This window comes from Mycobacterium sp. E3198 (genome assembly GCF_001667015.1).
Classification (GTDB): domain Bacteria; phylum Actinomycetota; class Actinomycetes; order Mycobacteriales; family Mycobacteriaceae; genus Mycobacterium.
The window spans coordinates 1-12,542 of the sequence record NZ_LZIS01000018.1 but is presented as its reverse complement, the minus strand read 5'-3'; the positions used below and the strand labels follow the sequence as shown (position 1 = coordinate 12,542).

Below are 12,542 nucleotides of genomic sequence, written 5' to 3'. Positions count from 1 at the left end.
GGCGGGGCGTTGTTCCTCGGCGCCAAGAACAACCCGTTCACGCTGCTGTTCACGCTGGGCGGCTTCGTCGCGCTGCTGCTGCTGGCCCAGGCGGTGGCGTCGCGGCCGGAGCTGATCGAGGGCATCGGCAGCCGGGTGTTGTCGTGGTTCAACTCCGTGCGGGGCAAGCCGGCCGACACCGGCCTGGACCGATGGCGCGAAACCCTCACCCAGCTCGAATCGGTGAGCCTGGGCCGCCGCGACCTGGGCGTCGCGTTCAGCTGGTCGATGTTCAACTGGATCGCCGACGTGGCCTGCCTCGGCTTCGCCGCGTACGCCGCCGGCGACCACGCGTCGGTGGCCGGGCTGACGGTCGCCTACGCGGCCGCCCGCGCCGTCGGCACGATACCGCTGATGCCGGGCGGGCTGCTGGTGGTGGAGGCGGTGCTGGTGCCCGGCCTGGTGTCCAGCGGGATGTCGTTGCCGAACGCCATTTCGGCCATGCTGATCTACCGGCTGATCAGCTGGCTACTCATCTCCGCTGTCGGCTGGGTGGTGTTCTTCTTCGTGTTCCGCACCGAGAACACCGCCGACTCCGAGTGCGACGAGCCCATCACCGGCCCGCTGCCGGTGGTGCGCCTCGACCCGGCCGTCGACCCGACCGAGACCGCCCTGCAGGGCCCGTTGCCGCCCCCCGAGCGGCGGCCCGACCGAGGCGGTTAGCCGGCTTCGGGGTTAGCCGACGGTGTTCGGTCGCGGGGCTTCAGCCCCGATGGGGCGGCCGCTTCACCAGCCGCAGAGTGTGAACTCACGGCGTTCGGCGTGAGTTCACGGCGGGATTGGGGCGGGATGAGCGCCCACGCTTCACCGTCAAAGCCCAGGCTTCACACTCAACGGCGGGGCTTCAACCCCGCCGGCTGATCGGGCGCTTGGCCGTGCACACACGGTGTACCCGCCGACAATATTCAGCCGGCGTTAGTCGCCTTGGGCGCGCCGCCCACGGTGACGCCGGGCAGCGTGCCGCCCGGGGCGCCGCCGGCGGGCGCGGAGCCCGCGGGGTTGGCGGGCAGCGCGGGCAGCCCACCCGGAAGGCCGCCGGCCGCGCCCTGCGCCTGCTGCATCATCCCCATCGCCTGCGGGATCGTGATCGGCAGCTTGCACTGCATCGAGATGTTGGTCAACGGCTGCGCAAGCGACGTCATGTCGCCGGCAACCTTGGGGTTGGCCTCGAAGTAGGACTTCAGCCCGGTGAAGGATTGCGGCCCGGCCTGCTGCTGCAGCATCGTCGTCATCGCCTGGTTGGTCTCGGGGTGCGAGTCCAGGTAGTCGCCCATGGACTTCGAGACCGCACCGATCGTGCGCGCGACTTCGCTGGCCGCGCACGGGTCGTTGGCGCCCGTGGCGGGCGGCCCGGCGAGGACGGCGAAGGCGGCGCCGGGCACGGCGGCGGCGATCAGCCCGGCGAGAAGTCTGCGGCGCCTGGACGCGGTGCCTGTCGTCATGGTTAACCCCTTCGGCGTTTGCGAGGTGCGCGCGGGTCCGAACACCTTGCAAACGACTGCACTAGATGGCGCTTGATCGGCGGCTTTCCCCATAGCCCGCACGGCCATCCGACATCCTGCCATCGCCCCCATCACCGCTGCTAGCGCGTGTGACGGAAATCCCGCTTGGTCACCGGTTCGCAACGACTGGGTGGCGTCTTCGCAACATCCGTGTCTGTGCAGCTCAGGAACTAGATAAGCCGACATAATCCACAGCCGGCTGCGGTATTCTCGCCTGCACGCATTGCGCGAGAGCCCGGGGAGTGAAGAAATCCAGCAGTTCATGATGCGCATCAGCCGCAGCCTGCGTAAGTACCGCTGGTTGGTCTTCACAGGCTGGTTGCTGGCATTGGTGCCGGCGGTGTATCTCGCCATGTCGCAGTCGGGGAACCTCACCGGTGGCGGTTTCGAGGTGGCCGGCTCCCAGTCCCTGGCGGTCCACGACCAGCTCGAGGACCTCTACCACGACCAGGGCGCATCCTCGTTGGCGCTGGTGGCGGCCCCCCGCCCGGACGCCAGTTACCAAGACATCAACGACGCGGTCGCGATGCTGCGGCAGGTCGCCGGCGAGTTCCCCGGCGTCACCGAGGTGCCCAACCCCACCCAGCGGCCGCCGCAGCCCGACCGTCCCTACGTGGTGTCGCTGCGGCTGGACGCGCGCAACGCCGGCACCAGCGACCTCGCCAAGCAACTGCAACAGAAGGTCGGCGTCAAGGGTGACCAGTCGGGCCAGACCGCCAACGGCCGGGTCCGGCTGTACGTCATCGGGCAGGGCGCGCTGTCCGCCGCCGCGGCGGCGAACACCAAGCACGACATCGCCGCCGCCGAAAAGTGGAACCTGCCGATCATCCTGATCGTCCTGCTGGCGGTGTTCGGTTCGCTGGCCGCCGCGACGATCCCGCTGGCCCTCGGCGCCTGCACCGTCATCGTCACGATGGGGCTGGTCTACCTGCTGTCCGCGTACACCACCATGTCCGTGTTCGTGACGTCGACGGTGTCGATGTTCGGCATCGCGCTGGCCGTCGACTATTCGTTGTTCATCCTGATGCGTTTCCGCGAGGAACTGCGCGCGGGCCGCCGACCGGACCAGGCCGTGGACGCCGCCATGGCCACCTCCGGGCTCGCGGTCGTGCTGTCGGGGATGACCGTCGTCGCCTCCCTGACCGGCATCTACATCATCAACACCCCGGCGCTGAAGTCGATGGCCACCGGCGCGATCATGGCCGTCGCCGTCGCCATGCTGTCGGCGGCGACCCTGACGCCGGCGGTGCTGGCGACGTTCGGGCGGGCGGCCGCCAAGCGCTCACGCCTCTTTCACTGGTCGCGTCAGCCCGAGGGCACGCAGTCCCGGTTCTGGAATCGGTGGATCGGCTGGGTGATGCGCCGGCCGTGGGCGTCGGCGGCCGCGGCGGCGGTGGTGCTGCTCATCATGGCCGTGCCGGCGGGGTCGATGGTGCTCGGCAACAGCCTGCTACGCCAGTTCGACTCGTCCCACGAGGTCCGCGCCGGCGTCGGCGCGGCGGCCCAGGCGCTCGGGCCGGGGGCGCTGGGTCCGATCCGGGTGCTGATCAGCTTTCCCGACGGTGGCGCGTCCTCACCCGAGCACAGCCAGACGGTCGCCGCGATCCGCCAGAAGATGACGCAGGCGCCCAACATCGTCTCGGTGTCGCCGCCGCAATTCGCCGAGGACAACGGCAGCGCCCTGGTGTCCGCGGTGTTGTCGGTGGATCCCGAGGACATGAAGGCGCGCGACACCGTCGGCTGGATGCGCACGCAGCTCCCCAAGATCCCCGACCCGGGGACGGCGCGGGTCGACGTGGGCGGCCCGACCGCGCTGATCAAGGACTTCGACGACAGGGTGTCGCAGACCGAGCCGTTCGTGCTGCTCTTCGTGGCGGTGATCGCGTTCGTGATGCTGCTGGTCTCCATTCACTCGGTGTTCCTGGCGCTCAAGGGCGTGTTGATGACGTTGCTGTCGGTCGCCGCCGCCTACGGCAGCCTGGTGATGGTTTTCCAGTGGGGCTGGTTGCAGGGCCTCGGTTTCGCCCACATCAGCTCGATCGACAGCACCGTGCCCCCGCTGGTGCTGGCGATGACGTTCGGGCTGTCGATGGACTACGAGATCTTCCTGCTGACCCGCATCCGCGAGCGGTTCCTGCACTCCGGGAACACCCGCGACGCGGTCGCCTACGGCGTGAGCACCAGCGCCCGGACCATCACCAGCGCCGCCCTGATCATGATCGCGGTGTTCATCGGCTTTGCGTTCGCCGGCATGCCGTTGGTCGCCGAGATCGGCGTGGCGTGCGCCGTCGCGATCGCGGTGGACGCCACGGTGGTGCGGCTGGTCCTGGTCCCCGCGCTGATGGCGATGTTCGCCCAGTGGAACTGGTGGCTGCCCGGCTGGCTGCGCCGCGTGTTGCCGTCGGTCGACTTCGACCGGCCGCTGCCCGAGGTCGACCTCGGTGACGTCGTGGTCATCCCCGACGACATCTCGGCGCTCACGGCGCCCAGCGCCGATCTGCGCATGGTGCTGAAGTCGGCCGCGAAGCTCAAACACCTTGCGCCCGATGCCATTTGCGTCGCCGACCCGCTGGCCTTCACCGGGTGCGGGCGCAACGGCACGGCGGCGCAAGACCCCGCGGACAGCCGCGGCCTCGGCCCCGGGCAGATTCCCCACCAGGTCAACATCGACGACGACGCGGGAAACGGGGCCGGCCCGGCCGCCAAGAACGGCAGCAACGGTCACTCGGCCGCCAAGAAGCTGGTCGGCGGCCTCGCGTCGCGCAACGGCATCGCCCGCGCGATCGCGGGGGACCGCCCGGTGCACCCGGTCACGCTGTGGCGCGGGCGGCTGTCGGTCGCCATCGACGCGCTTCAGACCGACGTGGACGACTGCGGGCCGCCGAGATACGAGCGGCGCAGCCCGGTGGAGACCACCAACGTGCAGCTGCCCACCGGCGACCGGCTGCTCGTCCCGACCGGCGCGGAGGCGCTGCGGCTCAAGAGCTACCTGATCATGTGCCGTAACAGCAGCCGCGATTACGCCGATTTTGCAGACATGGTGGACACCGTCGAGCCCGAGACCGCCGCGGAGGTGCTGGCCGGCGTGGACAGCTACTACCGTTGTCAGACGTCCAGGCAGGAATGGATGGCAACGCAGCTAGTCCGCCGGCTCGCGGATCCGCACCCTTCCGATTTCAGCGACGACCAGTGGTCGGAACCCGACGCCAGGGCAGACTGGGAAGATGTCAAGCAGCGCTGCCTGTCGGTGGCCGTAGCGATGCTGGAGGAGGCGAGGTGACGTTGGCATCCGAGCGACGTCCGGCGCCGCCACCCCAGCGGCCCGCCGGCGACCAGCGCGGGCCCAACGGCGGACCCGTCGGGCCCGTCGGCGACCCGGACCAGCCGGTGGAGTTCTGGCCGACGGCCGCCATCCGGTCGGCCCTGCAGGGCGGTGACATCGCCACCTGGAAGCGCATCGCCGCCGCGCTGAAGCGCGACCCGTACGGCCGAACCGCCCGCCAGGTCGAGGAGGTCCTCGAGGGGACGCGGCCGTCGGGCATCTCCAAGGCCCTCTGGGAGGTGCTGGAGCGCGCCCGGACCCACCTGGAGGCCAACGAACGCGCCGAGGTGGCCCGCCACGTGCGGCTGCTGATCGACCGGTCGGGCCTGGGCGAACAGGAATTCGCGTCGCGCATCGGGGTCTCGCCGGACGACCTGGGCACCTACCTCGACGGCAGCATCAGCCCGACGTCCGCGCTGATGATCCGGATGCGCCGCCTGTCCGATCGATTCGTCAAGGTGAAGTCCACGCGGCCGACCGAATAACTGATCACCGGGAATTGAGCGGCCGCACGTCCGCCACCAGCCAGGTGCCGCCCTTCTTCGCCAGGGTCACCCGCAGGGCGGGAGCGACCTGACTGGGCGGCTGGCCGGGCGCGGTCTGCGTCACCCGCAGGATCACCGCCACGCTGGCCACCGACGGCCCGAGCGCCTCGACTCCGGCCGCCAGCGTCGCGGCCTGCGCCGTGACGTTGTGCCGAGCCAGATCGGCGCTGGACTTCTTGTACTGGTCGCGGAAGGCGTCCGCCTGCTCGGGCAGCATCATCGCCGCGGCCCGGTCGATGGAGCTCGTCGGGGCGCTCGGCGTGAACGACGCCATCGCCTCGGCCATCCCCGTGGCGACCTGGACCACCTCCCGGGAGTCCTTCCTGAAGTCGCGGTCCGGCCGCGTCCAGTGCGTGTAGCCGGTCAGCACCGCCGCGCACAGGGCGGCCGCGCACAGCAGCACCACGGCCAACCGCAGCCCGGGCGCGTCGTCGTCGGTGCCGAGGCTGACCGAATCTCGGCGCAGCAGCCAGAAGTTGACGCCCACGCCCTCGGCGATCAGCACCAGCAGCGCCGTACACCCGGACACCCACCACAGCGGCCAGCCCAGGACCATCCCGATCGCCAGCAGGGCGGCGATGGCGGCCAGCGGAGCCAGGATGTCGAAGGCCAGCAGTCGCCAGATGTTTCTCATCGGATGGATCCCAGCTCGGAGATCATCAGCTTGCCGTCCACGTTGGACACGTCCAGCCGCAGGTTCCAGTGCACCACCTGCGGTTTGGCTCCGACGTTCTCGCTGACCGACGTCGCGACCACCATCACCGAGTCCGTCCGGGTGGCAAACGGCGGCAGCTTGGTGGTCACCACCGGCCTCGAGACACCAGGCTGGGTGTCCAGGTCTCGGTGCACCGTTTCGATCGCCACCGCCTCGATCCGGCCGGCGCTCTGCGACTGCAGCTTCTGCACCACCTGCCGGTACGGCTGCACGGCCGCATCGAAGTCGGTGTTGAGCTCGCCGACCGTGCCGTCGTGCAGCTTCTGCAAGCTGGCGTCGATGTTGCCGCTGTTCATGTTGATCAGCACGCCGGTCCACTCAGCGGCGGTCTGCATGACGCGGGTCAGGTAGCTGCGCTCGACCAGCTCGTCGCGGTGAGCGGACCAGATGAAGTAGCCCAACACCACGGCCGCCACCGCCAACAAGCCGAGCACGGTCGACGCGACGCCGTAGGGCGAGAAGACCCGGGGCGTCGACGGTTCGGGCTGGGGGACGTCATCGGAGTCGACGTCGTCTTCCGCATCGACCTCGTCGGCGGGTTCGACGTCGTCTTCGTCGTCTGACATGGGCCGATCGTTGCATCCAAAAGAAGATGGAAAGATGGCGGGGTGACTGTAGAGGCCATCCGATCGGGCGTCGACCTGAGTTTTGTCGACGCGAACGCCCGCCCCCAAGACGACCTGTTCGGCCATGTCAACGGCCGCTGGCTGGCCGACTACGAGATTCCCCCGGACCGGGCGACCGACGGTGCGTTCCGGGCGCTTTACGACCGCGCCGAGGAGCAGGTGCGCGACCTGATCGAGGAGGCCGGCCGGCAGGGCGTCGCGGCGGGCACTGACGAACAGCGCATCGGTGACCTCTACTCCAGCTTCCTCGACGAGCAGGCCGTCGAACGTCGGGGCCTGGCGCCCCTGCTGGACGAGCTGGCCCTGATCGACGACTGCGCGGATCCGGCCGCCCTGGCCGCCGTCCTCGGCGCCCTGCAGCGCACCGGCGTCGGCGGCGGCGTCGCGTTCTACGTGGACACCGACGCCAAGAACTCGGCACGCTACCTGGTGCACTTCTCGCAGTCGGGCATCGGTCTGCCCGACGAGTCGTACTTCCGCGAGGAGCAGCACGCCGCCGTCCTGGCCGCCTACCCGGCACACATCGCGCGGATGTTCCGCCTCGTCTTCGGCGGCGACCACGCCGACACCGCGGCCCGGATCGTCGCGCTGGAGAGCAAACTCGCGGCCGCGCACTGGGACGTGGTCAAGCGCCGCGACGCCGACCTCACCTACAACCTGCGCGCCTTCGCCGGGCTACGGGACGAGGCGGAGGGCTTCGACTGGGCCGGCTGGGCCGCCGCGCTGGGCGGCTCCCCCGACGCCCTCGCGGAAGTGGTTGTGCGCCAACCGGACTACCTGACCGCGTTCGCCGCGCTGTGGAACAGCGAAGACCTCGAGGACTGGAAGCGCTGGGCGCGCTGGCGGGTGATCCGCGCCCGCGCGGCCTGGTTGACCGACGACCTCGTCGCCGCGGACTTCGAATTCTACGGTCGCCTGCTGACCGGCGCCGAGCAGATCCGCGAGCGCTGGAAGCGGGCTGTGTCGCTGGTGGAGGGCCTGCTGGGTGACGCCGTCGGAAAGCTTTACGTGCAGCGGCATTTCCCGCCGGGCGCCAAGGCCCGCATCGACGCCCTGGTGGACAACCTGAAGTCGGCGTACCGCCTGTCCATCAGCGAGCTGGACTGGATGACGCCGCAGACCCGCGAGCGCGCGCTGACCAAGCTGGAGAAGTTCACCGCCAAGGTCGGCTACCCGGCGAAGTGGCGGGACTACTCGGCGCTGGTGATCGACCGCAACGACCTGTACGGCAACTACCAACGCGGGTACGCGGTCAACCACGACCGCGAGCTGGCCAAGCTGGGCGGCCCGGTGGACCGCGATGAGTGGTTCATGACGCCGCAAACCGTCAACGCCTACTACAACCCGGGGATGAACGAAATCGTTTTCCCGGCAGCCATTTTGCAGCCGCCATTCTTCGACGCCGAGGCCGACGACGCCGCCAACTACGGCGGGATCGGGTCGGTGATCGGCCACGAGATCGGGCACGGATTCGACGACCAGGGCGCCAAGTACGACGGCGACGGCAACCTGATCGACTGGTGGACCGACGACGACCGCGTCGAGTTCGGCGCCCGCACCAAGGCGCTGATCGAGCAGTACGACGCCTATACGCCCAGGGCGCTCGACGGTGCGTACCACGTCAACGGCGCGTTCACCGTCGGCGAGAACATCGGCGACCTCGGCGGGTTGTCCATTGCGCTGCTGGCCTACCAGCTGTCACTGAACGGCGCACCCGCCCCGGTCATCGACGGGCTCACCGGCGTGCAACGCGTGTTCTACGGCTGGGCCCAGGTGTGGCGCACCAAATCCCGTGACGCCGAGGCGATCCGGCGGTTGGCGGTGGACCCGCATTCACCGCCGGAGTTCCGCTGCAACGGGGTCGTCCGCAACATGGACGCCTTCTACGACGCCTTCGACGTCACCGAGGGCGACGCCCTGTACCTGGACCCCGAGCGGCGCGTCCGCATCTGGAACTAGGCCACCTTCCAGCGCGAGAAGACGCAAAATCGCACAATCTGCTCGTTACGCGCGCGATTTTGCGTCTTCTCGGCACGCCTCGATCCGCGCGGGCACGTGCTTGTGCCACGGCGTGCCGGCGTAGGGGTCGCGCCATTCCGTCGAGGTGAGCGCGTTGGGTGCGACCCCCGGGACGACGGTGTTGCCGTCGGCGTCGACGTAGTCGAGGCCAAAACCGTTGGGCAGGGCCGCATGCCCGGCCAGCATGGTCTCGGTGATCTCGACGGCCACCTCGGCGCTGCCGGCCGCGGTGCTGATTCGGGCCCGTTGCCCGTCGGCCAGCCCCAGGGCCTGGGCGTCTTCCACGCTGACGCGCAGCGCCCCGTCGGCGTCGCGTTTGCGCCAGGACGGGTCGCGGAAGATGTCGTTGGCGGTGTAGGCGCGCCGCTCGCCGACGGACAGCACGATCGGGAACTCGGCGGTGGTCAGCCGGGGCGGCGCCGCGGCCAAAGCCCTTAGGTCGGACAGCATTTCGGGGATTTCCAGGGCGATCTTGCGGTCGGGGTGGCCGATCAGCGCGAAGTCGTCCTCGTATTCGTGCCGGGTGAACGTGACGCCCGACGGGCTGGACAGGATCGCGTCGAACAGCGCGTTGCCGTCGGCGTGGCCGGCCCGCCGGACGGCCTCGGGGTAGGCCATCGCGGTCTTCTGGGCCAGCCCCCACGCGGCGGCCGCGCCGGCCAGCCCGTCGGGCAGCGTCGGCCCCAGCGTCTCGTAGAGCACGTACGGAACCAGCTTCGCCACAGTCGGATTCGAGGCCACGGCGGTCAGGAACGCCTCGGCGTAGGCCTGCCGGCCGTTCTGCGCGGCCTCGCGCAGCGGGCGCAGCTCGGCGTCGTCGAGCACGCCGAGCGCGCGCACCAGCCGCGCCCAGATCTCGGGTTCGGGCAGCGTGCCGGGCAGCGGCGGCAGCAGCGGGCGGCGCAACTGGAAGGTGTTGGCGGGGAACTCGAAGTTGAAGAAGGTGGCCTCCGGCTTCTCGAACTGCGACGCCGCCGGCAGCACGTAGTGGGCGAGCCGCGCGGTCTCGGTCATCGCGACGTCCACGACCACCATCAGTTCCAGCGCGGCGAAGGCCTCGCGGCAAGCGGCCGAGTTGGCCAGCGAGTGGGCGGGATTGCTGCTCTCGACGATCATCGCCCGGAAGCGGTCCGGGTGGTCGGTCAGGATCTCCTCGGGCACCACGTTGCTGGGTATCAGCCCGGCGATGACGGGCGCGCCCGTGACGGGGGTGCGCCCGGTGACCTGGCTGAACAGCGGGGCGAACGACGAATGCAGGTGCTGGCCGCCCCTTTTCGCGAAATTGCCGGTGAGGATCCACAGCAGCTTGTTGAGGTAGGAGCACAGGGTGCTGTTGGGTGCCTGCTGAACCCCGAGGTCCTCGAACACCGCGACGCTGGCGGCGGCGGCGATGCGCCGCGCGGCCGCGCGCAGCAGCTCCTCGTCGACGCCGCAGCGCTGCGCGTAGTCGGCGACCGGGACCTCGCGCAGCGCGGTGCGCACGGCGTCGGCGCCGCGCACGTGCTCGGCGAGAAATGCTTCGTTGCAGAGGTTTTCCTGGACGAGGACGCCGGACAGGGCCGCCAGGCACCACGCGTCGGTCCCCGGTCGCACCCGCAGATGGAAGTCGGACATCTTCGCGGTGTCGGTGACGACGGGATCGATCACGATCATCGACCTGGCCGGGTCCTTGGCGATCTCGTTGAGCACCACCCGGGCCCGCGGAAAACTCTGCGACATCCACGGGTTCTTCCCCACGAACACCGATACCTCGGCGTGCTCGAACTCACCCCGCGTGTGACCGCCATAGAGGTGCGCGTCCACCCAGGCCTCGCCGGTCTTCTCCTGCGCCAACGCATTTGACCGGTAGCGCGAACCGAGGGCCTTCAGGAACGCGCCGCTGTAGGCGCCGCCCAGATGGTTGCCCTGCCCACCCCCGCCGTAGTAGAAGATCTTGTCCCCGCCGTAGGTGTCGCGGATGTGCTTGAACCCCTCGGCGATCTCGACAATCGCGGTGTCCCAGTCGATCTCCTCGAAGGTCCCGTCGGCGCGGCGGCGCATCGGCACCCTCAGGCGGGCGCGGTTGTTCTGGTAGTGGTCCAGGCGCAGCGCCTTGTTGCAGGTGTACCCCTGCGACCCGGGGTGCGCCTTGTCGCCCCGGATGCGGGCCAGCCGGCCGTCCTCGACCTGCACGACGATCCCGCAGTTGCATTCGCACAGGATGCAGGCGGTCGGCTGCCAGTCAGTGGTGGTCATCGCGAATTCCCTTCGGAGAGCTCGGCCTCGAGCAGTCGATGCAGCTGGCGGCGAACGGCATCGAGGGGCGTGAGGTCGCGCCGCACCCGGGCCAGGACGATCGCCCCCTCCAGTGCCGAGGTCGCCAGCACCGCGAACTCGCGGGCGCGGTCGGCCGCGATGCCGTCGGCGATGAAGCGCTGGGCGATCAGGTCGGACCAGCGGTCGAACACCGCCGCGGCGCGCTCGACCACCGGAGCCATGCGTTCGCGATCGGACCCGTCGCCCGCTTCGACGGAGACCGCCACGACGGGACACCCGGCGCGAAAGTCGGTCTCGAGGAGCTGTCGGCGGTACTTGTCGATCAGCGTGTCCAGCAGTTCGAGGCTGCCGGCGGCCTCGGCGATGACGGCGGCGACGTGCTCGCCCGCGTAGTCGACGGCCTCGCAGAGCAGCTGGGTCCGCCCGCCCGGAAAGTAGTGATAGGCCGACCCGCGCGGCGCGCCGCTGTGCTCGAGGACGTCCGAGATGGCGGTGGCATGCGCGCCGCGCTCCCTGATCAGCAGGGCGGCGGACACCACCATCCGCTCGCGGGGGCTACGCATATGTATGATGCTATACATAACCCTGACTCAGGGGAACACTCTCGCGAAAAGACACAAAATCGCCCTATTCCAGGCCGGAATGGGCGATTTTGCGTCTGCGCGGCGTTAGAGCGCTAGTTCATCCAGTCGGCGGAGCCGTCGTTCTTCTTGTAGTCGCCGCCGCTGGAGTTCTTCACGACGATCGGGTCCCCGGGGCCGAAGTTGTCGAAGAACCACCTCGCGTTGGACGGGCTGATGTTGATGCAGCCATGGCTGACGTCGCGCTTGCCCTGGTCGTCCACCGACCAGGGCGCGCTGTGCACGTAGTCGCCGACGTTGTCGAAGCGGACCGCGTCCTCCACCGTCACCTTGTAGCCGTAGGTCGAGTTGACCGGGACCCCGTAGGTCGAAGAGTCCATCACCACCGACACCTTCTTGTCCTGCACGTAGTAGGTGCCATTGGGCGTCTGGTGGTTACCGGACGTCATGCCCATCGACATCGGGAAGGTCTTCTCCACGGTGCCGTTACGGGTGATGGTCAGTTGATGCGTGGCGTCATCGGCCGTGGCGATCAGGGTGTCCCCGGTCTGGAAGCTCATCACGGTGCCGCCGGCGTCGACGGTCACCGCGGTGTGGGCGGGCCAGAAGCTCAGCGGGCGCCAGCGCAGCTGGGTCGGGGTCATCCAGTAGAACTTGCCCGGCACGGGCGGGGTGGAATTCACGTGCACGGCGTCGATGGCGGCGCCGGCGTCCTCGACGGTCCCAGGGAAGTTGATGATGATCGGCTGACCGACGCCCACCGTCGAGCCGGGTTTCGGCACGAACGACGGCGGCCCGAACGGCGGGGTGCCGGTGAACGCCGTGGGGTTCTGCCCGGCGGCGGGACCCGACGCCGCGGGTTGCGCGCCCGGGAAGGGATTCCAGGGCGGCGGTGGCGGCGGCGCGAGCGGCGGCGGCGCCGGCGGCGGCGCGGGCG

General features: G+C 69.6%; 10 protein-coding genes. 4 read left to right on the top strand and 6 right to left on the bottom strand.

Annotated features, from left to right (window positions below; all coding sequences use genetic code 11):
* Nucleotides 1–702 (top strand): YbhN family protein (locus tag A5673_RS03110; RefSeq protein WP_156747812.1); only part of this gene is annotated, 702 nt, incomplete at its 5' end.
* Nucleotides 703–944: 242 nt separating this feature from the next.
* On the opposite strand, the gene A5673_RS03105 is transcribed toward A5673_RS03110, so the two are convergent.
* Nucleotides 945–1,481, bottom strand: a complete 537-nt coding sequence (locus tag A5673_RS03105) for a hemophore (protein ID WP_068227042.1) — start codon at nucleotides 1,479–1,481, stop codon at nucleotides 945–947.
* A gap of 322 nt (nucleotides 1,482–1,803) precedes the next feature.
* Here A5673_RS03105 and A5673_RS03100 point away from each other — a divergent pair, with 322 nt between their 5' ends.
* On the top strand, nucleotides 1,804–4,821 hold the full coding sequence (locus tag A5673_RS03100; protein WP_068227041.1) for an efflux RND transporter permease subunit: 3,018 nt from the start codon (nucleotides 1,804–1,806) through the stop codon (nucleotides 4,819–4,821).
* Complete coding sequence (locus A5673_RS03095; RefSeq protein WP_068227040.1) at nucleotides 4,818–5,348, top strand: hypothetical protein; 531 nt, start codon at nucleotides 4,818–4,820, stop codon at nucleotides 5,346–5,348. The genes A5673_RS03100 and A5673_RS03095 overlap by 4 nt, the downstream gene beginning before the upstream one ends.
* 4 nt (nucleotides 5,349–5,352) lie before the next feature.
* Here the strand turns inward: A5673_RS03095 and A5673_RS03090 are convergent, their stop codons facing one another.
* Both A5673_RS03090 and A5673_RS03085 read right to left on the bottom strand, forming a co-directional pair.
* Nucleotides 5,353–6,042: a hypothetical protein gene (locus A5673_RS03090; protein ID WP_068227039.1), complete on the bottom strand. Its 690-nt coding sequence runs from the start codon at nucleotides 6,040–6,042 to the stop codon at nucleotides 5,353–5,355.
* Nucleotides 6,039–6,689 carry a hypothetical protein gene (locus A5673_RS03085; RefSeq protein WP_068227038.1) on the bottom strand — a complete coding sequence of 217 codons (651 nt, stop codon included), beginning with the start codon at nucleotides 6,687–6,689 and terminating at the stop codon, nucleotides 6,039–6,041. Before A5673_RS03085 ends, A5673_RS03090 begins: the two co-directional genes overlap by 4 nt.
* 42 nt (nucleotides 6,690–6,731) lie before the next feature.
* On the opposite strand from A5673_RS03085, the gene A5673_RS03080 reads away from it, so the two are divergent.
* The gene (locus tag A5673_RS03080; RefSeq protein ID WP_068227037.1) at nucleotides 6,732–8,708 is read left to right on the top strand and encodes a M13 family metallopeptidase; all 1,977 of its coding nucleotides are present in this window, start codon (nucleotides 6,732–6,734) and stop codon (nucleotides 8,706–8,708) included.
* 45 nt (nucleotides 8,709–8,753) lie between these two features.
* Here A5673_RS03080 and A5673_RS03075 read toward each other — a convergent pair whose 3' ends face one another.
* From A5673_RS03075 to A5673_RS03065, 3 genes are all read right to left on the bottom strand, one after another.
* A complete protein-coding gene (locus A5673_RS03075; RefSeq protein WP_068227036.1) occupies nucleotides 8,754–11,003 on the bottom strand; it encodes a molybdopterin-dependent oxidoreductase in 2,250 nt (749 codons plus the stop codon).
* Nucleotides 11,000–11,587, bottom strand: coding sequence for a TetR/AcrR family transcriptional regulator (locus A5673_RS03070; protein WP_068227035.1), 588 nt, complete (start codon nucleotides 11,585–11,587; stop codon nucleotides 11,000–11,002). The genes A5673_RS03075 and A5673_RS03070 overlap by 4 nt, the downstream gene beginning before the upstream one ends.
* Before the next feature lie 113 nt (nucleotides 11,588–11,700).
* On the bottom strand, nucleotides 11,701–12,542 hold an 842-nt coding region (locus tag A5673_RS03065), incomplete at its 5' end, for an Ig-like domain-containing protein (RefSeq protein WP_068227034.1).